This is a genomic window from Pontibacter litorisediminis (assembly GCF_029360645.1).
In the GTDB taxonomy this organism is placed as follows: Bacteria; Bacteroidota; Bacteroidia; order Cytophagales; family Hymenobacteraceae; genus Pontibacter; species Pontibacter litorisediminis.
Genome location: NZ_JARDUA010000003.1, coordinates 306,389 through 327,422, shown reverse-complemented (window position 1 = coordinate 327,422; position 21,034 = coordinate 306,389). Strand labels below are relative to the sequence as shown.

Sequence of the window (21,034 nt, the reverse complement as noted above, 5' to 3'; positions counted from 1 at the left end):
AATCACTTACTTCACAATGTACAATAAAACAGTGCAACTACATTCCTACTACTCCGTTAAGATATTAACACACATAGTTGTATTTTTTATTACCTCAAATCAAGCACAACATGAAAAGATATATACTTTTATTGGCTCTCATTTTATTCGCATCTATCAACTGGGCCCAGGCCCAACGCCCAACGCCGACCGGCGGTTGTGTGCAGGAGTTTGAATGCTATACCTTTGAGTACTTTGGCGCCACGCAGCTGGAAGCAGACCTGGTACAGGTGCAGTTTGGCCTACAGGTAAACTGCGACGAACTGGCTTACATCGCCTTTGAGCTTCCAGAAGGATCTGAGGCAGCAGGGCCAGCCAGCATCTACCACGAGGATGCCCCTAAATACCGCGTAAGAAACGGTTTTGCCAGCCAGCAGGGGCCTAATGAGGTGGAAACCCCATTCAATGCCATTCAGTTTAACGCCAAGCAAACCTACTCCCTTACCGGCGGAGCGATCGACACCTTTAGCTTTAACTTAACAGCGGCTGACTTTGAGGCACTCTCCACCATGCGGGTGCGTGCCACCTTGAGAGGAGCCACCAACGGCAACCGAAACAACATTACTCAGAGCAAGCAAGTGGTATTCGACCTGAGTGCCTGCAGCCCGGTTACCAGCCCTGATGCCTGCGTGGTAGAGCGCGACAACGCCAGCTTTGCCTTTGCCGGTGCAGAGGACAATGGCGATGGCACGACCACCGTCAACCTGATGGTCCGGAACCTGGCAGACGAGAATGTTAGCAGCATTACCATTGAGACAACCGATACCCCAGACCCGTTAAGTGTGGCCGGCATGACCAACGGTGGTGTGTACAAGGGCATGAATTACCAGTATAAGGTGGCCGTGGACCAGGAGGCGAACATGATCACCTTTGAGGCACAGAACACCAACGGCTACGCCAGCGGGGCCACCGACCTCTTCTCCGTTATCGTTCCCAGCGACCTTTACGAACTGGAGCCATACTTCCAGTTGACGATGACTGCCGGCGGGGTGTTTGAGAATGCTGGCCTGAACACGATCAGCTGTGAAGATGAGCCGATTACCCCTCTACCCGTGGAGTTGCTCTCCTTTGAAGGTAAAGCTACCCAGAGCGGCATCGCGCTTGAATGGGCCACGGCATCGGAAAACAACAACGAGAAGTTTGAGGTGGAGCGCAGCCAGGATGGCAGAAGCTTTGAAAAGATAGCGGAGGTAGCGGGCGCCGGCAACTCCGCCACACAACTAACCTACAGCTACAGCGACAGAGCGGCCGAGCCCGGCGTTAACTATTACCGCCTGAAGCAGGTAGACTTTGACGGCCAATTTGAATACAGCAAAGTGGTAGCCGTAAGCAACCGGGCGGCAGCTGCCAGCGCAAGCATGGAAGTATACCCTAACCCCGCCAGCAGCAACTATGTGCACGTCGGCCTGAACAGCAACAGTGCCGCTCAGTTAAAGATCATGGACAGGAACGGCCGCACGGTTTATGCGCAGGAGGTAGCCCCCGGCACGCACGAGCTGCGGCTAAGCATAGCCGAGCTTAACATCCCGAAAGGCTTATACTATGTGCACATGCAGGGCGCCATTGAAAAGCAGGTGCAAAAGCTGATCGTGCAGTAACCGAAAGTATGCAAGTATAAAGAGGCAAAAGGCGGTGAGATATATCTCACCGCCTTTTTGATGCTGGGTGTTTACACCACATGCGCTATCTCTTTAAAGTCAAAGTAGCGCAGCTCCTGCTCGATCTGCACGGCCAGGCGGCCGCTTTCGTCCACACCCTGAATCTGCCCCAGCACCTGCTCATGGCCGATTCGGAATGGGTGCAGCTCCTGGTAACGGTACAGGCCCTGCAGGTACTCATACTTCAGGCGGGCGTTGTGGCCGTTGCGCAGCTGCAGGTAGCGTTTCTCCAGCAACTCCAACAGCCGCGCCGTCACTTTCTCCAGATCAAAAGCATGGCCGCATACGTTAGCCATAGAAGTAGCCGTTGGAGAAGCAAAGCGCGTCTGGTTCACATTTAAACCAATCCCGACGATACTGTGTTGTAAAGAGTGACTATTTATAGTGTTTTCTATCAGAATCCCGCCAAGTTTCTTATCTTCAAAGAATAAATCGTTGGGCCATTTTACCTGGGCTTGTTGCAGGCCCTGCTCGCGGAGCAGGTCGAGCACGGCCAGTGACACGGCCATGTTGAGGTAAAACTGCTGGCGCACGGTCAGGAAGGAAGGTGACAGGATAACAGAGAGGGTAATGTTCTGGCCCGGCTCCGCCTCCCAAGAATTGCCCCGCTGCCCGCGCCCCTGGGTTTGGTGGTGCGTGATGACGGCACAGCCTTCTGTGGCTTCATTTTTGATAAGAAGTTGCTGGGCCTCTGAGTTAGTGGAGGCACAGGCTGCGATAAAAAGCAGCTGTTGGCCCATAAACAGCGTATTAGGCAACATATAATTAGAGGAGAATTTAATACTTTTGTACATCAAATTTAACGAGCGCAAATGAAAGAAACCAAGGTTGAGGCTACTTCCGACATATTGGCAGAGCTGGTAGTGAAGGGCATGCAGGAGAGGAAAGCTTCCGATATAGTGGTGATGAACCTTAAATCACTGAAAAACGCTGTATCAGATTACTTCGTAATAGCATCCGCAACCTCCGACACACAACTCGATGCCATTGCCTCTTCCATAGAGGAAGAAGTGCACAAGGCAACTGGCCAGAACCCGTGGCAAACCGAAGGCCGCATTAACAAAGAGTGGGTGCTGCTGGACTATGTGGACGTAGTGGCACACGTTTTCCTGAGAGACAAGCGTGAGTTCTATGCTTTGGAGGAGCTTTGGGGCGACGCCAAGATAGAGCACGTGGAGTCTGTCTAACACCTGGGGCGAGGCATAAAAACTTTTAACGCCAGCCCCTTGTTTCCCATACAATCGACATTCAAACTATCAATGGCAGAAAAAAATAATAAAGGCAACAACAAAAAGAAAAAGCCGATCATACCCAACACGCCACCGCGCCCTACCATGCAGCTGTGGATGCTGGCTGTGTTGATCCTGCTTATCTTTGGGCTGACTTACCTGAACAAGAGCAATTCATCCATAGAGACCACGCAACAGGACTTTGAGGAGATGCTGCTGAGCGGTGACGTGGACAAGCTCACCCTTGTAAATGGCAAGACGGTGGAAGTCTACCTTGAGAGAGAGGCCCTCCAGAACGAAAAGTATAAAGCCGAGCTCAACGACCGTGGCATGCTTACCATGGACCAGGGCCCGCACTACCACTTCCAGGTAATCTCTGCGGAGTCTTTTAAAGAAGACTTAGACAAACTGCAGGAGGGTGTGCCGCGCGAGCAGCGGGTGCCGCTCACTCCGGAAACAAGAACCGGTTTTGCTGACTTCTTCTTCCAGTGGGGCTTTCTGATCCTGCTGCTGTTTGGCTTCTGGTTCCTGATGCGCCGTGTAACCTCGGGCGGCACGGGTGGTCAGATTTTCAACATCGGCAAGTCCAAAGCCGCCCTTTTTGACGCAGAGAACAAGGTAAAGATCACGTTTAAGGATGTGGCTGGCCTGGAGGAGGCGAAAGAAGAGGTGCAGGAGATCGTGGAGTTCCTGAAGAACCCATCCAAGTTTACGATCCTAGGTGGTAAAATACCGAAGGGCGCCCTGCTGGTAGGCCCTCCGGGCACCGGTAAAACCTTATTGGCCAAGGCCGTAGCCGGCGAGGCCGACGTTCCGTTCTTCTCCCTGTCGGGCTCCGACTTTGTGGAGATGTTTGTGGGCGTGGGTGCGGCGCGTGTGCGCGACCTGTTTAAGCAGGCGAAGGCCAAAGCGCCTTGTATCATCTTTATCGACGAGATTGACGCGATTGGCCGTCACCGTAGCCGTGGTGCTACCCCGGGCGGTAACGACGAGCGCGAAAACACGCTGAACTCCCTGCTGGTGGAGATGGACGGTTTCGCCACCGACTCCGGTGTAATCATACTTGCCGCCACTAACCGCCCTGACACGCTGGACTCTGCCTTGCTGCGCCCTGGCCGTTTCGACCGCCAGATCAGCATCGACAAGCCAGACATCAACGGCCGTACCGAGATATTTAAAGTGCACCTGGGCCCGCTTACGCTGGCTCCAGACGTGGACGCGAAGAAACTAGCCGCCCAGACACCAGGCTTTGCCGGTGCCGAGATCGCCAACGTGTGTAACGAGGCCGCGCTGATCGCCGCCCGCCGTAACAAAAAGGCGGTGGACCAGCAGGACTTCAACGACGCGGTGGACCGCGTGATCGGTGGTCTGGAGAAAAAGAACAAGATCATCTCTCCGGAAGAGAAAAAGATTGTGGCCTACCACGAGGCTGGCCACGCCATTGCCGGCTGGTTCCTGGAGCACGCCGACCCGTTGGTGAAAGTAAGTATTGTGCCGCGTGGCGTGGCTGCGCTGGGATACGCACAGTACCTGCCAAAAGAGCAGTTCCTGTATACCACGGAGCAACTTATCGATGAGATGTGTATGGCCCTGGGTGGACGTGCCGCGGAGGAGATCGTGTTCGGCAAGATATCAACCGGCGCACTGAGTGATTTGGAGCGTATCACCAAGATGGCCTACAGCATCGTGACCATGTACGGTATGAACTCAAAGATCGGCAACGTGTCGTTCTACGACTCGAAGCAGTCTGAGATGACGTTTAACAAGCCGTATTCTGAGGCTACTGCCGAAACCATTGACCAGGAGGTGCGCATACTCATCAACAGCGCTTACGAGCGCACCAAGGCTTTGCTTTCTGACAAGCGCCGCGAGTTGGAGATAATTGCGCAGGAACTGCTGGAGAAAGAGATCCTGTTCCAAAGTGACCTGGAGCGCCTGGTGGGCCCACGCCCGTTCGACTCGCTGACAACGTACCAGGCACACACTGCCGGTACCGACCGTAGCCAGACAAAGAGCGAGGTGGAGCAGCAGCACCCTGTGGAGCTTGGCCAGACACAGCATCCGGAGCAGGAAGAAGGCAATGTGCCCGGTACGCCATTAGGCAACAACGGCAGCTCCGCCGCTGAGCGCGATAATGTAAACTCGAGAACAGCTTGATCTAACCAGGCATGTACGAAGCAAAATCCAAAGAAATAGTTTTAAGAAGAGTAAGAGAGGCGCTGGCTAAGTCGGCGCCTTTTCTGCCTCCTACCCCAGACTTTACCTCCCCGCTGCACGAGAAGGTGGCGCTGGAGGATATGTCGATCGTCTTTGCCGAGAACTTCATCAAAAACGCCGGGGTGTTTGTGTATTGCGAGCACGAGGAGGATTTCTTCGACCAGCTGTATGTGTACAAAAAGGAGCAGAACCTGCAGCACCTGTGCGTCTGGGAGCCTAACCTGCAAAACGCCATTCATCAGGCGGGCATCGACTTTATAGCCGATGAGGAGGCTTTTGTGCAAGGCGTGGAGGCCGGTCTTACCACCTGCGAGGCACTGATTACCCGCACCGGCAGCATCCTGGTGAGCTCAGCCAATGCCGGTGGGCGCCGCCTGAGCATCTACCCGGCCACGCACATGGTCATAGCCAAAGCCAGCCAACTGGTGCCGGATATCAAGGATGGCCTGCAGCGCGTGCGCGACAAGTATAAAGAAAACTTCCCTTCGATGGTATCGCTGGTGAGTGGCCCGAGCCGCACCGCCGACATTGAAAAAACCCTTGTGATGGGCGCCCATGGCCCTAAGCAGTTAGTCTTGTTCCTGATAGATGACCTTCCGCATTAACGAGCTGGCGCCTGGCAAAAAAGTATATTTCGCTTCCGACTTCCATTTAGGTGTGCCCGATGCCAAAAGCAGCCTGGCCCGCGAGAAAAAAATTGTGCGGTGGCTGGACATGGCGCAGCAGGATGCGGCCGCTATACTTTTGCTGGGCGATATCTTCGACTTTTGGTTTGAGTACAAACATGCCATTCCCAAAGGCTACGTGCGCCTGCAGGGCAAGCTGGCCGAACTGACGGACGCCGGTCTGCCGGTGCTGTTTTTCACGGGGAACCACGACATGTGGATGTTCGACTATTTCCCGAAAGAGCTCAGCATTCCGATCATCCGCAAGCCTATCTCCACCAACATTGGCGACAAGACCTTTTACATTGGCCACGGCGATGGTTTGGGCCCCGGCGACCATACTTACAAACTGCTGAAGAAGGTGTTTGACAACAAGCTATGCCAGTGGCTTTTTGCCCGCATTCACCCCAACACTGGCATTGGAATTGCAAACATGTGGTCTAAGAGGAGCCGCATCAGCAACGTGAAAAAGGACGAGGCGTTTTTCGGGGAGCGCGAGTGGCTGGTGCAGTATAGCCAGGAGGTAGAAGAGCAGCAGCACCACGATTACTACGTGTTCGGCCACCGCCACCTGCCCCTGGAGATGCCCATTGGTAAGGAAGCCAAGTATGTGAACCTGGGCGAGTGGGTAAACTTCTGCACCTACGGTGTGTATGACGGCGAGAAACTGGAACTGAAGACCTTTGAAGGCTAAACAAACCATACTTATACTTTGGCTGGCACTGCTGGCACCGCTGCTGGCGCAGGCGCAGGACACGCTGCAGGCGCCGGTGCTCACCTATAGCCACAGCCTGGGCATCAGCTCCCCCACCACCATCTCCCAAGACCGCAACGGGTATGTGTACTTACTGGACGAGCGCCTGAACCTGCTGCGCCTGAACCCTGCGGGCCAGCCGGTGGACACCTACTCCCCTCCTGCCCGTGGCCGCATCAGCAGCATCCATGCCTGGAACCCCATGAAGATTGCGCTGTTTTACGAAGGCAGCCAGGAAATCACGCTGCTGGACCGCTTCCTGCGCCCCATCAGCACCACCGACCTGCTGGACCTGCAGTACGAGGGCACGGCCAAGGTAGCGGCCCCTGCCGGTGATTTGGGCTATTGGCTCTTCGACGAGACAAGCCTCACCCTTAGCAAACTAAACCCCGCCATGCGGCAAGTAACCGTGGAAACACCGCTCAACCTGCTGCTGAACCGTGAGCAGTTTGACGTGCGGCAGCTGCGCGAGTACCAGAACATGGTATACCTACTCGATTATAACAGCGGTGTGTTGGTGTTCGACAACCTGGGCAACTATAAACGGACGCTACCTTACCCCAACCTGCGCCATATCGGCTTCCGCAATAATGAGCTCTATTTTGTGAGGGACGGTAAATTGTACTTCCTGGACCTGTACACGCAGAAGGCGCGCCTGCTGGCACTCCCGCAGCAGCAGGAGTATATTTCGGCACTGGTAGGGGATAAGCGCCTTTACCTCTTCACGAAAAGCACGGCAGAAGTATACCTGATGCAGTGAGTTTATTTCGCGCCTGAGAACACCTTTAGCCCCACCACACCGGCCACAATCATCAAAATGCAGAGGATACGCACCAGGTCACGGGGCTCGTTCAGGAAAAGGATGCCAAGTATGGCGGTTCCGGCGGCGCCAATGCCGGTCCAGATCGCGTAAGCTGTTCCCAGCGGCAGCGTTTTCATCGCCTGCGAGAGCAGCACAAAGCTCAGGATCATCACGACAACGGTTACGATGCTAACCCCAAGCTTGGTGAATCCCTCGCTATACTTTAGCCCGAAGGCCCAGCCAATTTCACAGATACCTGCCAGTACCAGGTAAAACCACGCCATGTTCATAGTTAAGTCAGTTTAGATGAAGCGGCAAAGGTACGCATTAAACCTGCCGCAGCACAGCTTTATACCTGCACAATCGGCATCCGCATCTCATGCTGTTTGAGCAGCAGCTTCATGTGCCGCCCCTGCAGGAATGGAACCATACTTGTCGCCGTATCCTCTATGTTGAGGAACATCACAGCCGGGCCCTCTACCTGGCGTACAGCTTCGCGCAGCAGCGCCGTGCCAATCCCCTGCCTGCGCCATTGCCTGCCAACCGCCAGCTGCGCCACCGCCCCATTCTTACGGAAAAAGGAGATATACCCAACCACCTCCTGCTGCGCGTTGCAGGCTACCAAAGTCTTTGTCTGTCCCTTGCTGCGCTTCAGGGAGTCGATGTTATTCTGCCAGGTCGGCTTCACATCCCAGAAGCAACTATAGGCCTCAAAATCAAACTGCGCTTTCTCCGAAATAGTTACGCCTTCAGGCTGCCACTGCCCTAGCAGCAGCTCCTCCTTCGTAGACCTGAAGCAGCTAAGGGCGCGGGTGAAATTGAAGCCTATCTTCCCATACGTCTTAAGTGCGGGCATATTGCCCTCGATCACCTCCAGCAGGCACTGCTCCACACCGCTCTCGCGCAGCTTCGGCAGCAGGAAAGCATACATCTGCTGTGTCAGGCCATGGCCCCTGTACCTCGGCACCACACCTGTTCCGGCGTTGTAGGCCGTTGGCTTTCCCAGCCATTCTCCCAGCGCAGTAAGTATAAACCCCACCAACTCCTCCCCCACAAAGGCCCCCACGCAGAAACTTGGCAGGATTCCCTCCCGCTCCACCTTGTCCCTAAGCTGCTCCTGGCTCAGCTGCACAGGCACCACATAGTCGGCAAAGGCCTCAAGGAACGTTTCGCGTACCTGCGGCAGATCTGTGGCGGTAAGGAAAGATAGTCGGAAGATCGGCATGATGCTCTTCTCTTTGTTTATGATTGGTGTACGGCAGCAAGAAAATAATATAGCCTGCCTGGAAAGAAATGTTTATTTTACCCGAGGCCGCTACATTTTGCCTGCTTCATAGACCCGCGGGGGCTGTTTAAGAGACTGGCACCCGGGTGATGCTTTGTTTCTCAGCATGTAGCAATATGGGCCTTTTTTCGTAAATAGCCTCATTGCTTACGGCACCAATGGCAGCAAAGCTTTGTTGCCAAGCTTGTACATTTAGGAGGCACCAAAGCAAAAGCCTAAAATTTTAGTATATTTGTTAATTAACTGATTTAGAAAACAAGAATTAGCCCAGCTTTATACTGGCTATATATAAGGAGATACTATTGTGGGATGTAGTTCATGTTCTAGTGGCGGATGCAGCACGACCGCCGGCTCCAAGCCGGGTGGCTGCAAAAGCAACGGCGGGTGCAGCACGGGAGGCTGCAACCGTTTAAACGTGTTCGACTGGCTCAGCGACATGGAGATACCCACGTCGTTTGAGGAGTTCGATATTGTAGAGATAAGATTTAAGGGAGGCCGCAAGGACTTCTTCCGAAACATAAACCGGCTGGACCTGACCACTGGCGATGCCGTGGTGGTGGATGTGCCGAACGGCCACCACATTGGCTTCGTGTCGCTGAAGGGGGAGCTCGTGCGCCTGCAGATGCTCAAGAAGAAAGTGGATAACAACGAGGAGATCCGCACCATCTACCGCATTGCCACCGAGCGCGACATGGAGAAGTTCAACGAGGCCCGCGACCAGGAAGGCACCACCATGTACCGCAGCCGCGAGATCATTCAGCAGCTCGGCCTCAAGATGAAGCTCTCGGACGTGGAGTACCAGGCCGATAAAAGTAAAGCCACGTTCTTTTACTCTGCCGATGACCGCGTCGATTTCCGGGACCTGATCAAGAAGCTGGCCGAGGAGTTCAGGATACGCATCGAGATGCGCCAGATAAGCCTGCGCCACGAGGCGGGCCGTTTGGGCGGCATCGGGTCGTGCGGCCGGGAGCTTTGCTGCTCTACCTGGCTCACCGACTTTAAGAGCGTATCTACCACGGCGGCACGCTACCAGAACCTGTCGCTGAACCCAAGCAAGCTGAGCGGTCAGTGCGGCCGCCTCAAATGCTGCCTCAACTATGAGTTGGAGACGTATATGGATGCCCTGAAGGACATCCCAACGGTGAACCGCCCGTTACAGACGCAGCAGGGAGACGCCATACTGCAGAAGACCGACATCTTTAAGCGCATGATGTGGTTTGGCTACAAGGGCGACAATAACTGGTACCCGGTGCCGGTGGAGCGTGTGCAGGAGATCCTGGAGCTGAACGCTAAAGGAGTGGCCGTGGAGACCCTGCTGACGGAGCCGGTGGAGGAGCCGAAGCAGAACGAGTTTGTGGCGCAGGTAGAAGGAAGCCTGGAGCGCCTCGATGACAAGTTCAAGGCTAAAAAGAAGAAGAAAAAGAAGAAGAAGAAATCCGTAGGCGGCAACGCCACGGGAGAGCAGCAACAGGAGAAACCAGCTGAGTCTGCGCAGCCGAAAAAGGAAAAGCAGCCGCGCCAACAGGCACAGCCCCAGGACGGCCCCGAGCAGGAGCAGCGGCCACGCCGCCAGCGCCCGCCTCGCAACAAAACCAAAAGCAAAGAGGGCCAGGAAGGAAATGAGCCGCGCGAGAACAGGGAGCCACGGGAGCGGCGAGAGCCAAGGGAGCGCCGCGAGAAACGCGACCAAGGCCCTAAGCCCGAGGCGCAAGCACCTGCTGGCCCTGCGCCAGAGGCAGGAGCGCAGCCCCAAGGCGACGGGCAGCGCCCTAAGAAGCGCTCCCGCAAGCCGTTCAGAGGCAAGAAACCAGACCAAGGCAACAAACCACCACGCACTGATGCATAAACTTGTAAGGGTGTGGGCAGCGGCGCTCGTGCTGCTGCTCTCCGCCTGCGACCCGGCACGGGTGTATGAGCAGAACGTTAACATGCCGGATGGCAACTGGCAGATTGACAATGCGCCCGTTTTCGAATTTGAGATAAAGGATACCACACAAGTGTACGATGTATACTTTAACGTGCGCTATAACCTGAAGTATGACTACTATAACCTGTACCTGCGCCACCAACTGGTAGGCCCCGACAGTACCCAGCTCTCCTCTCAGTTGCATGAGTTGCTGCTGATGGACTCTAAAACGGGGAAACCGCTTGGCAGCGGCTCCAGCGACACCTACGACCTGCAGGCCCTGGCGCTCGACAACGTTAAGTTTGCCAAGCAGGGCACATACAGGCTAAAGCTGACCCAGTACATGCGGCGCGACCCGCTGCCAAACATTCTGGCCGTGGGGGTGCGTGTGGCCGCCAACTCAGAGGACAGGTAAGGAGCGAGCCTGACTTAAAAATAAAACTGCCCCGGCAGCCAGCGTATGGCCAGCCGGGGCAGTTTTATTTTGGCGCTACCAAGTATAACCTTATCTGGTTGGGTACAAACTCGTAGAATGAAGCACAGGCAACAATTACCTGCTGAAAATAGTAATGCAGATACATCCGCAACAAACGCCCTTATAGATAGATGCAGACCACACTGATCATACTTGGTTTTACCTTCACGCTTTTCTCTTTTCTGCCCCTCATTTCCTCGACACTGTGGTGGATACGGGTGCTGGACTTCCCGCGCCTGCACGTTGCCATCCTGTTAACACTGGTCCTGGTGGCTTATGAGGCAATGTATGGCGCGCAGGGGCCCGCGGACTACGCTATGTTGCTCATCTGGGCGCTTGCCATACTTAACGAGCTTCGCTTCATCATTCACTTCACGCCGGTAGTGAAGGTGGAGGCGCTGCGGACGGAGCAGGAAAAGCCAAGCAATGCCTTTACCCTGATGATCGCAAACGTGCGGATGAGGAACCGGGAGTATGACAAGTTTCTGGAGCGGGTGATAGAGGCGCACCCTGACATGGTCATCATGAACGAGCCGGACCAGGCTTGGCACGACCACGTCTGTAAGCTGCTTGACGAGAAATACCCCTACTCTATTAAAAAGCCGCTGGAAAACACCTACGGCATGCTGTTCTGGAGCAAGAACAAACTGCACGACCACGAAATACGCTTCCTGGTGGAGGATGACATACCATCGTTTTACACGGTGGTAGAGCTGCCGAGCGGCGATAAGTTTAGCCTGTTCACCGTGCATCCGCAGCCACCCCGCCTCATGCTGAACACCGAGCCCCGCGAGGCTGAACTGCTCTTAGTGGCCAAGCAGGCTAAAAAGGCCCCCTACCCTGCCGTGGTGGCCGGCGACCTAAACGATGTGGCCTGGTCTAAAACCACCAAGCTGTTTAAAGAGATCAGCGGCCTGATAGACCCACGCGTAGGCCGTGGCTTTTACAATACCTACAACGCCCATATCCCTGTTTTCCGCTACCCCCTCGACCACGTTTTCTACGACCCGCAGTTCCGCTTGGTGAACCTGCGCCGCCTGGACAAATTCGGGTCTGACCACTTCCCCATTCTCATCACCCTGAACTACGAACCGCACCGCGAGCACGAGCAGGAGCACCCACATGCCGATGCGGAGGACAAGCAGGAGGCAAACGAGCTGATTCAGGAGGGGCTGGAGAAGGGGAAGGAGCGCAGCCAGGAAAAACAGAATGACACCAGCAGCAAATAAAAAACCCGCTCAGGTTTCTGAGCGGGTAAAAGACTTTTACAATGCCTGCTGGCTATTGATAGCGCCTATAACTTAGATTCTCTCTACGTTGATAGCGTTCAAACCTTTTTTACCGTCCTTAACTTCATAAGATACACGGTCGTTTTCGCGGATCTCGTGAGTCAGACCAGTCTGGTGCACGAAGATCTCCTGATTAGTCTCGTCATCAACGATAAAACCGAAACCTTTTGATACGTTAAAGAATTTTACTTTACCTGTCTTCATTATAATGATAATTAATAATTATGAACAAAGGTAAGTATAACTTCCGGATTAGTAGCAAACATCCTGTTAAATAAACAACAAAAACACCATCAGGCACTTACCCGCGCCCGCCGCCACTCCTCCTCTGCCCGTGGTTTCGATTGGTTTATACTTTGCCCCGGTGCGGCCCCAAGATTAGGGCACGTCCTCTGCAGGCGCCGCCACCCCAGGCAGCACGCCAGCTGCGATAGTAGTTTAGAAGGGCTACAGTGCAATATAGCAATAACCATGTGCCCCATGGTTCGTATAGCTAAAACGTTCTGTTACACTTAAAAACCGCTATTACTACGGAAACTTTTAAGGTATCGGCAACATAAATCCGACGCCGGAAATTTGCTCCCGACGGGGCCGGATGAGACTAACCGGGAACAACAAACTTAATAAACATCAACCATTAACTAAGGAGATCAGAACTATGAAAGACACTGAGAAAAACCAGAGTACGGACCAGAATTCCAATACATCAGGCAGCTCATCGAGCAGCCTGACGCCGAGCTCTTCCTCTACATCAGGCACATCGTCTAACACGTCAAGCGGCAGATCCACTACAGGCAGCTCCAGCTCAACACCGAAGAGCAGTTCCTCTGGCAGCAAGACCAGCGGTTCCACAAGCAAGTCTTCCACTACAAAAGCCAAGTCTGGCTCTACTTCTAATAAAGAGGGTAAATCGAACACCGGCACATCTGCTAAATCAGGCAGCAGCACCTCTTCCTCTAACACAGGTAGCCGCTCCGGCTCTTCTTCTGACCGCAACAGCAACCTGTCTGACTACGGGAACTACGGCTCCATGTCAGGCAGCTCTTCGCAGGGCAGTCAGGGCCAGAACCGGGAGGACCAGGACCAGAACTGGGGAGGCCAGGGCAACCAAGGCTATGGCAGCCAGGGCGGTTATGGGTACGGCTCGCAGCACGGCAACTATGGCGGGCAGAGCGGCTATGGTTATCAAAGCGACTATGGCTCACAGAGCAACTACGGCGGCCAGGGCTCGCAGGGGGGTTACGGCTCTTCACAGGGCGGCAGCTACGGCTCGCAGCAGGGCGGCTATGGCGCACAGGGTAACTACGGCAGCCAGCGCTATGGCTCAGGCCAGGGCTCTGAAGGCGGCTTCAACTACGGCAGCCAGGGCGGCATGGAAGGTAACCGCACCCGTTACCAGGACCAGGACTTCGGTGCCAGCAGAGGCGGCATGCAGGGTGGCTACCAGGACAGAGAAGGTGACAGACAGGGCGGCATGATCTCTGGCGGCACGTCCGGCGCCTTCGGAACGCAAGGCAACTCCTCGCAGGGTGGTTACGGCAGCTACGACAGTGGCCGAAGCGGTAACTACGGCAACTATGGCGGGGGTTACAGCAGCCACAACCAAGGCCAGCAGCGCATGGGCTACGGCTCACAGGACATGGGCTCCAGCTATGGCAGCTCAGGCAGCATGGGCGGCGGCCGCAGCGATTACGGCAGAATGAATGACCAGGGAGGCATGGGCCGCTATGGTCAGCAGGGCGGTGGCTACGGCTCTCAAGGTCAAGGCAACTATGGCTCCTCTTCCCAGAGCTTCGGTGGCTCCCAGGGCGGAGGCTACAGCGGCAGCGGACAGCAGGGCTATGGCTCCAGCATGTCAGGCTCAGGTTCTGGCAGAAGCAGCATGCAGGGTGGCTACGGCGACAGAGACCGTTACGGCTCCATGGGCTACGGCTCCAGCAGAGGCATGAGCGAGTACGACAGAGACGACCGCGGCTCACAGCGCGGCTGGGATTCCCAGAGCTCCATGCAGGGCGGCTACGGCAGCCAGGGGGGCTATGGTTCCAGAGGAGGCTCTTACAATGATGAGTATAGCTCTGACCGCTCCGCCAGATATGGCTCGCAAGGCAGCGACTATGGCCAAGGCTACAGTGGCGGGTCCAGCTATGGCTCGCAAGGCAGATCCTCTGACAGAGACAGAGGCGGCTACGGCGACAGCAACTACAGCAGCGGCATGAGCGGTGGCTATGGTTACGGCTCCGGCAGCGGAAGCCAAGGTATGAGCGGTGGCTATGGCAGCGGCATGCAGGGCGGCTACGGCGGCTCATCGAGAGGTGGCATGGGCAGCGGCATGCAAGGAGGTTCCTCCAGCAACCGTTACGGCCAGAGCGGATACCGTGAAGGTGGCTATGGCCAGGGCGGCTACGGCGGCGATGACAGCCGTTATGGCTCCATGGACAGCAGCACATCCTACTACAGCGATAACCGCGGCTCCAGCTCCCGCGAGAACTACCGTGGCTATGGCGGCGACTCCGACAGAGATCAGGATCGCTACCAGACACGCCGCAGTGACCGTTACCGCAACCTGGATGAATAATAGCTGTTAAACTGGCTATAAAAGAAATCCCCTCCTGTTTTCAGGAGGGGATTTTTTATGTTCTCTCAAAAAACCGGGAAAGGGCAAGCTTACACAAAGCAATCTTTGTGGTCTTGCAGAAACTGCCGCATGGTGTGCGGCTTGCGCCCCGCCACACGTTCTACGGTGTCAGTGGTTTCGCTGCCTTTGCCCTCCCTGTATTCTCTGTAAACCTCTATCATCGCATCGGCCATAAAATCCGGAACGCCGTGGTCTGTCATGCCTTTCTTGGCGGCGGCATCGGGCACATCAATGTAATCCACCCGCTTGCCTGTCACCTCGCCCAATAGCTGCGCCACCTCGTAATTAGACAGTGCCTCCCCTCCAGTTATATCATAGGCCTTGCCGATGTGCTCATCCTTCGTAAGCGCCTCCACGCCAACAGCAGCGATGTCCCGCGCATCCACATACCCCACCTTCCCATCGCCGGTGGCCCCATAAAACTTCCCTTCGTGCTTTATACTGTCTGCGCTGTAGCTGATGTAGTTCTGCATAAAGGAAGTTGGCCGCAGAAAAGTATACTTGATGCCGCTGTCCTCGATGTACTTCTCAATCTCCCGGTGCCAGCGCCCCAGCTCCAACCCCGGCGTGGCATCAGCCCCTATCACCGACAGCTTTACAATGTGCCTCACACCTGCCTTCTTGGCTTCATCAACCAGCGTTTTGGCCATCTGTATCTGGTCTGCGGCAAAGGGCGTTATCAGGAAAACCTTGTCCACGTGCGTGAAGGCGGCGTGCAGCGAGTCCGGTTCCTCAAAATCTATCTCCACGATCTCCACCCCCGGCAAACGCTTCAGGTTCTCGCCCTTGATAATTGAATGAACGCCGGCCCGCACCCGTATTTCGCCACTCAGCATTGACAGCTGCTTTACCACCTCACGGCCTACCGTGCCTGTGGCGCCTGTTACTAATATTGTTGTATGCATAGTTTTATCTTCCTAATTCTTTAAAACTTAACTTAAGCGCCAAGAAAAAGGTTGTTCCTATTTCGTATCCGGGCAGGTATGCTGCCTTAGTCGTTGCGAAGCGTGAGCCGGAAAAGCTTGCCGTTCTCGTTGGTGATGAGGAGCTGGTTGTTTGAGGTGTAAAGTATAGCCTCGGCCTGGCCCGTTCTGCCTACCTTCAGGCAATAATGCCTACCGCTTAGGTTGATGTGGCCGTCCTGCACCTCAAACAGGTATACTTTTCCATAACCAAGTATGGCAAACTGCTTGCCATCCGGTGAGATGGCAGCACCCGTGGCCATGGCACTGACAGGCAACCTCTCCTGCAGCCGCGCCACAAAGGTGCCGGGCCGCGCCGGCAAAGTGTAAAGCTTTACCTGCATGTTGTTGCCGCGACTTTTGGTAAAGAGGTACAGCGAGTCCTGGTAATAGAAAAAAGCCTCCAGGTCAAAATGCTGGTTGTCCTTGTCCGGCGGAAAGGCCTCCTGGTCCTCAAAGGAGAAGTATAAAGTGCCCGCTAAAGTATAGTCTTGTTTGTTGAGCATGTGGATCTGCAGGTCCTGCCGGCTGTTCAGGTTGTTGCCGAAATCGCCGATGTAGAGCTGCTCCTCGCTCTCAGCCAGCTCTTCCCAATCGCGGTTTTGCAGCTCCAGCGGCAGCGTTTGCAGCAGCTCGCCTTCTAAGTTAAACCGGTACAGTTCCGCCGGCGTGCCGCTGTCGCCATGGGTCCAGAAAGTGCTGTCAGAAGCATGGGCAAGGCCGGAGCTTTCCTGCATCTGCCCGTCCAGCCGTGTTATCCGCTCCAGTTTATACTTGAAATCCGGCTTCTCGAAACCACCGTTGCGCCTGTCAGGCCCGCATCCGCAGAAAAGCGTTTGAAAATAGACGTAGACGGTGAAGATCTTGTAGAGCAAAGGGCTGGGGAGTTTAGGGGTTAGAGAGTCTGGGAGTTAGAGAGTTCAGTTAGAAAGTTAGAAGATTAGGAAGTCTGTACGGAGTCGGATAATGAAAGTATAACAGCAGCTTCTGGCGCAAGCGTCCGCTTGTGCCCACCTACTAATCTATACTTGCTGAAGCAAAAGCAACCCGATACGATTCGTTCGCCAGCAAAGTGTTCTATACTTTTGCTTTCTAACTTTTAACCTTTCTAACTTCTTCTGCCGTTTTCTCGGGTTTCTCCCAGAACTGGCGGCTGTAGACGCGCTTGTACGGCCAGTGGCGCTGGCGTAGCAGCAGCGGAATATCGGCGTGCGTGTGGCGGACCGAGAGGGCGCTGTAGTACAGGTCATCGTCGGTGAGGACCACGCCCTGGTAAGCCGCTTCCTTTACCAAAGTGAGGTCGGCGAAAGGCACCTCGGGTTTCAGGTACGGCACCTGCCGGGCCAGCACTTCCTTGAGCAGCGGCACCTGCGGCGGTATACTTTCCTGCTTCGGCTCATACTCGAAATAGCGGCGGCTGACCTGCTGCGCGTAGTGCAGGTAATCTTTCAGCACTTTTGGTCCGGCGTGCGTGGTGTGCTCTACCTGCAGCTGCTCTGCCCGGATGCTGCTGACCACTACCACCTGCTGCTTGGCGCGGGTAACGGCCACATTCAGGCGGTTCTCGCCCCCGCTCTGGTTCAGGCTACCGAACTGCATCGCCATTCGGCCCTTGTCGTCCGGGGCATAGCCCACCGATAGAATGATCACCTCCTTCTCATCGCCCTGGATGTTCTCGATGTTCTTGACCAGCACGGAGGCAGGTATGGTGATGTTTTGCTCCTGGGCCGCTTCCTCCAGCAGGTCCTGCACCAGCATCTGCTGGTTATAGTTAAAGGTGATCACGCCCAGTTCCTCCTGCCCGGCCTGCAGGCACTGTAGCACCAGCTCCACCACCCGCTGCGCCTCCGGCAGGTTCTGGTTATCCTGCCACAGCCCATGCACCTTCACAAACGTGATGGCCGGCTGGCGCGCGTTGGCATCCAGCAGCTCCGGAATCAGCTCCAGCTTGTTTTTGTAGAAATAGCGGTTCGAGAACTCAATCAGTTCCGGATAGCGGCTACGGTAGTGCTGCGTGAGCATGGTCTGCGGCAAGTATAAACCGCACAGCTCCAGCAAGGATTCTGCCGACAGTTCCTCCACCTCATCTTCTCCATCCGCGCCGTTCCAGCGGGCGCGGTAAATATCGGAAGGCTTAAGCTGCTGCGCATCGCCGGCCACCACCACCTGCTTGCCGCGCAGCATGGCGGGAATGCCTGTCTCGGAGTAGCACTGCGAGGCCTCGTCAAAAATCACCAAATCAAAGCACCGCTCCAGCGGCAGCACCGCCGACACCGTCTCAGGCGAGGCCAGCCAGCAGGGCACCAGGTCCAGCATTTCTTCGGAGAACAGGGCAAAAAGCTTGCGGAGCGGGTAGAGGCTGCGCTTCTTGCTCACCTGTGCATGCAGGCGGCGGTAGGTGACTGGGTTTCCCAATCGGTTCACCTCAATGTCCTTATAGGCCTGCTCCCGGAGCCGCGACAGCACGATTTCCTGGCTCAGCGCCTGCTTTTGCTGCAGCAGTAGTTGCAGCTCTTCCTCCAGCCGCTGTAGCTCGCCGTTGCTAGGCATGCGCAGCTCCGGGTGCTGCCCCTCCAGCTCGTGCAGCCAGGCCAGGTAAAGGCTGTTGAGCAGGAGCGCCTCGCCCTCCTCTGCCGTTTTTATACCCTGTTCCTGCAGCAGCTCGGCTACCTTGCGCTCGGGCCCGGTGAAGGAAGTCAGCAGCGCATCAAAAGCCACCAGGTGCTCAAACACCTCCGGCAGCTCCTGCAGCAGGGCTTCTTTATAAGTTTCGTCTTGTATTAGCCTTGAGATTTGCCCCTCCGTGAGCCATTCCAGCCACAGTTTATACCTTGCCTCGGCCTCGTTTATACTTTGCGTGAGCGCCTGCAGGTGCTCCGGTAGCTGTACGATGCTTAACAGCTTCTCGTGCAGCACCTGCTCCTGATGCAGCTGGCGCAGCAGTTTCTGGGCCTGCAGGGCCTCCTCCACGGCCTTTAGCTTCTGCAGCACCTCACTGGGCTGTTGCGTTATCTTCAGGCCCAGTTTAATACGTTGGTTGATGCCCTGCATGAGCTCTACCGCCTGCTGGCGCAGCACCAGGCGCCGCTGCAGCTCCCCCATTCCTGCCTCATTCAGCTCCAGCTTATACTTGGCCAGCGCCTTTTTCAGCAGCTGCTTCTCGGGGGCGAAAGCCCAAGCAATACGTTTGATCAGTTGATTTTGCTGCTCCTCATACTTGGCCACAGCCGCTCGCACCGAAACCAAGTCCTCGGTGGCAATGGCTGCGTCCGGGGCCGGGCAAACTAAGTATAGCTCCTTTAGCCGCACCAGCTGCTTCTGCAGCTCTTTGGGCTCCGCCTGCCGCTGCAGCAAGGGCTGAAGCGCCTGCAGCACTTCCTCCTGCGCCAGCAACTCCTGCAGCCTGCTTATTTTCTCTAGGGCTGAGGTATAGGTTGGCAGCTCCTCCAGCGAGAACGCATAACCGCTCAGGTCATGGATGCTTTGCTGCAGCCTGGCGTGCTCTTCTGGCAAAGATGCGATCACCTGCTCCAGCTCCTGCCGCTCCTGAAAAGTATAACTTTCCATACTGCGCCGCTCCTTCCACACAAAGTCCTCCTTTTGCCAGGATATGGCTTTTTGCAAGTACTGGCGCAGGCGTGGCAGAAACTCTGCCACGGTCTCGGCGGTCAGGTTTTTAAAGTATGAATGGAGCGGAATGTGCGGCTGCTGTAGGCTGCTGCGCAAGTACAGCTCCTTAGGCGACCAGCCGCAGCGGCTCATGTCGAACAGGGCTGTTTTAAAAGCTTGTAGCTTCTCCAGGTTTTTGTTGATGCCGCGGCTCACTTCCAGAAAAGTGCGGTCGGTGTAGATGCTGTTGAGCGCTAGGTTCTGCTTTTTATACTCGTCCAACCGGTCTATCTGCTCGCGCAGCTGGTTGAAAATAGCTTTGCGGTCGGCGTTGATGTCGTGCACGAGGGCAGCGAAAGCGCCCAGCCCCTGCTGCGAGAGCCGCTTATGCACCACATCCAGGGCGGCGCGTTTCTGGCTCACCACCAGCACCTTCTTGCCCCTGGCCGTAAAATCCGACACCAGGTTACAGATAAGCTGCGATTTGCCCGTGCCCGGCGGCCCCTGCACCACCACCGACTGCCCCAGCTTTACCGCCTGCAGCGCCGCCTCCTGCGCCGCATCCAGGGCAAAGGTCGTGAAGGTATGCTGGGCCTGCGTGCTCCCGTTTATACTTTCCTCGGGCGTGCCGAACAGCTGCTCCATTTCCTGCAGCTCGCCCTGCTCCAGCAGCGCATCGTAATCTGTGAGTAAATAAGAAGCTGCCTGCGGGAAGATGCCCAGCACGGCCTCCTGCTCCAGCTCAAGCTGCCCCGGTTTATAGTCTGCCTCGTAATCGGCTTTCTTATAATCTGTAAAGCGCTTTAGCTTGTCGCCGAAGAACTCGCGGCCCGCGTTTATACTTAGCTGCTGCTCTTTCAGTAGTTCGTACACTTGGGTGCGGAACTCCAGCGGGTGCTGCGGCAGGGTGCTCAGGTCCAGCTCCAACAGCTCCTCGGCCAGCGGGGTGCCCATGTAGTGCGCGTAAGCCAGCAGGAAGCTCTGGTTAAACTGCGGCGGCTGCGCCTCGTCGGGCTGCAGCTCCCACTCCTGCGCTGCGTTTACCTGCAGCTTCACCGGGAAGAACAGCAGCGGGCTCCGCACCGCCGTACCGTCGGAAAACTTGCCGTGTACAAAGGGCCAGCCTAAGTATAGCTCCCGGCTGCCGCGCTCCTCAAAAATCATCTCGGCCTTGCGCTTGATAAAGCGCAGGCGGCGACTCACAGCGGCCACAGGCGCGTGGCGGCTGTCGGCATAAGGGCTCAGGAGTATCTTTTTCTTGCCGCTCAGCAGCTTCTCCAGCACCTCAAAAGCCGGCTTGCCGTTCACGAAATCCAGCGCCTCCACATCCAGGTGCAGCTCCCGGTACAGGCGCAGCAAGACCAGGGCCCTGTTGCCGGAGCCGAGGTTAAGAAGCCTGCGTCTATAGTTTTTGAGGATGTCTTTCATGATGTACTGCCCCCTTAACGAAAGAAGCTTTCGGAAAGTCTAAGCCATTTAAGCAAGTTAGTAGGATTTAATCAGAGTTGG

General features: G+C 55.7%; 17 protein-coding genes. 10 read left to right on the top strand and 7 right to left on the bottom strand.

The annotated features are described in order from the left end of the window. Nucleotides 1-110: 110 nt before the first annotated feature. The gene (locus PXG97_RS11395) at nt 111-1,637 is read left to right on the top strand and encodes a T9SS type A sorting domain-containing protein (protein ID WP_276497874.1); all 1,527 of its coding nucleotides are present in this window, start codon (nt 111-113) and stop codon (nt 1,635-1,637) included. Between the two features lie 71 nt (nt 1,638-1,708). Here PXG97_RS11395 and PXG97_RS11390 read toward each other — a convergent pair whose 3' ends face one another. Continuing rightward, complete coding sequence (locus PXG97_RS11390) at nt 1,709-2,458, bottom strand: biotin--[acetyl-CoA-carboxylase] ligase (RefSeq protein WP_276497873.1); 750 nt, start codon at nt 2,456-2,458, stop codon at nt 1,709-1,711. A gap of 51 nt (nt 2,459-2,509) precedes the next feature. Between PXG97_RS11390 and rsfS the strand changes: the two genes are divergently transcribed. From rsfS to PXG97_RS11365, 5 genes are all read left to right on the top strand, one after another. Then, nucleotides 2,510-2,884, top strand: coding sequence for a ribosome silencing factor (gene rsfS / locus PXG97_RS11385; protein ID WP_276497872.1), 375 nt, complete (start codon nt 2,510-2,512; stop codon nt 2,882-2,884). Nucleotides 2,885-2,956: 72 nt separating this feature from the next. Continuing rightward, nucleotides 2,957-5,083 carry an ATP-dependent zinc metalloprotease FtsH gene (ftsH, locus tag PXG97_RS11380; RefSeq protein ID WP_276497871.1) on the top strand — a complete coding sequence of 709 codons (2,127 nt, stop codon included), beginning with the start codon at nt 2,957-2,959 and terminating at the stop codon, nt 5,081-5,083. A gap of 11 nt (nt 5,084-5,094) precedes the next feature. Further along, nucleotides 5,095-5,748, top strand: coding sequence for a LutC/YkgG family protein (locus PXG97_RS11375; protein WP_276497870.1), 654 nt, complete (start codon nt 5,095-5,097; stop codon nt 5,746-5,748). Beyond that, nucleotides 5,732-6,502, top strand: a complete 771-nt coding sequence (locus PXG97_RS11370) for a UDP-2,3-diacylglucosamine diphosphatase (protein ID WP_276497869.1) — start codon at nt 5,732-5,734, stop codon at nt 6,500-6,502. Before PXG97_RS11375 ends, PXG97_RS11370 begins: the two co-directional genes overlap by 17 nt. Further along, nucleotides 6,492-7,322 carry a hypothetical protein gene (locus tag PXG97_RS11365; RefSeq protein WP_276497868.1) on the top strand — a complete coding sequence of 277 codons (831 nt, stop codon included), beginning with the start codon at nt 6,492-6,494 and terminating at the stop codon, nt 7,320-7,322. Before PXG97_RS11370 ends, PXG97_RS11365 begins: the two co-directional genes overlap by 11 nt. Nucleotides 7,323-7,324: 2 nt before the next feature. Here PXG97_RS11365 and PXG97_RS11360 read toward each other — a convergent pair whose 3' ends face one another. Continuing rightward, on the bottom strand, nt 7,325-7,654 hold the full coding sequence (locus tag PXG97_RS11360) for a DMT family transporter (RefSeq protein ID WP_276497867.1): 330 nt from the start codon (nt 7,652-7,654) through the stop codon (nt 7,325-7,327). 59 nt (nt 7,655-7,713) lie between these two features. Further along, nucleotides 7,714-8,589, bottom strand: a complete 876-nt coding sequence (locus PXG97_RS11355) for a GNAT family N-acetyltransferase (RefSeq protein ID WP_276497866.1) — start codon at nt 8,587-8,589, stop codon at nt 7,714-7,716. Nucleotides 8,590-9,064: 475 nt separating this feature from the next. On the opposite strand from PXG97_RS11355, the gene PXG97_RS11350 reads away from it, so the two are divergent. From PXG97_RS11350 to PXG97_RS11340, 3 genes are all read left to right on the top strand, one after another. Next, the gene (locus PXG97_RS11350) at nt 9,065-10,495 is read left to right on the top strand and encodes a PSP1 domain-containing protein (protein ID WP_276497865.1); all 1,431 of its coding nucleotides are present in this window, start codon (nt 9,065-9,067) and stop codon (nt 10,493-10,495) included. After that, complete coding sequence (locus PXG97_RS11345) at nt 10,488-10,970, top strand: gliding motility lipoprotein GldH (protein WP_276497864.1); 483 nt, start codon at nt 10,488-10,490, stop codon at nt 10,968-10,970. Before PXG97_RS11350 ends, PXG97_RS11345 begins: the two co-directional genes overlap by 8 nt. A gap of 191 nt (nt 10,971-11,161) precedes the next feature. Beyond that, nucleotides 11,162-12,259, top strand: a complete 1,098-nt coding sequence (locus PXG97_RS11340; RefSeq protein WP_276497863.1) for an endonuclease/exonuclease/phosphatase family protein — start codon at nt 11,162-11,164, stop codon at nt 12,257-12,259. A 72-nt stretch (nt 12,260-12,331) separates the two neighbouring features. Here the strand turns inward: PXG97_RS11340 and PXG97_RS11335 are convergent, their stop codons facing one another. After that, nucleotides 12,332-12,523 carry a cold-shock protein gene (locus tag PXG97_RS11335; protein ID WP_276497862.1) on the bottom strand — a complete coding sequence of 64 codons (192 nt, stop codon included), beginning with the start codon at nt 12,521-12,523 and terminating at the stop codon, nt 12,332-12,334. Nucleotides 12,524-12,977: 454 nt separating this feature from the next. Here PXG97_RS11335 and PXG97_RS11330 point away from each other — a divergent pair, with 454 nt between their 5' ends. Beyond that, complete coding sequence (locus PXG97_RS11330; RefSeq protein ID WP_276497861.1) at nt 12,978-14,894, top strand: hypothetical protein; 1,917 nt, start codon at nt 12,978-12,980, stop codon at nt 14,892-14,894. 89 nt (nt 14,895-14,983) lie between these two features. Here PXG97_RS11330 and PXG97_RS11325 read toward each other — a convergent pair whose 3' ends face one another. From PXG97_RS11325 to PXG97_RS11315, 3 genes are all read right to left on the bottom strand, one after another. Continuing rightward, complete coding sequence (locus PXG97_RS11325) at nt 14,984-15,859, bottom strand: SDR family oxidoreductase (RefSeq protein ID WP_276497860.1); 876 nt, start codon at nt 15,857-15,859, stop codon at nt 14,984-14,986. Between the two features lie 86 nt (nt 15,860-15,945). Continuing rightward, nucleotides 15,946-16,791, bottom strand: coding sequence for a hypothetical protein (locus PXG97_RS11320; protein WP_276497859.1), 846 nt, complete (start codon nt 16,789-16,791; stop codon nt 15,946-15,948). A gap of 217 nt (nt 16,792-17,008) precedes the next feature. Continuing rightward, nucleotides 17,009-20,953, bottom strand: a complete 3,945-nt coding sequence (locus PXG97_RS11315) for an AAA domain-containing protein (RefSeq protein ID WP_276497858.1) — start codon at nt 20,951-20,953, stop codon at nt 17,009-17,011. Between the last annotated feature and the right edge of the window lie 81 nt (nt 20,954-21,034).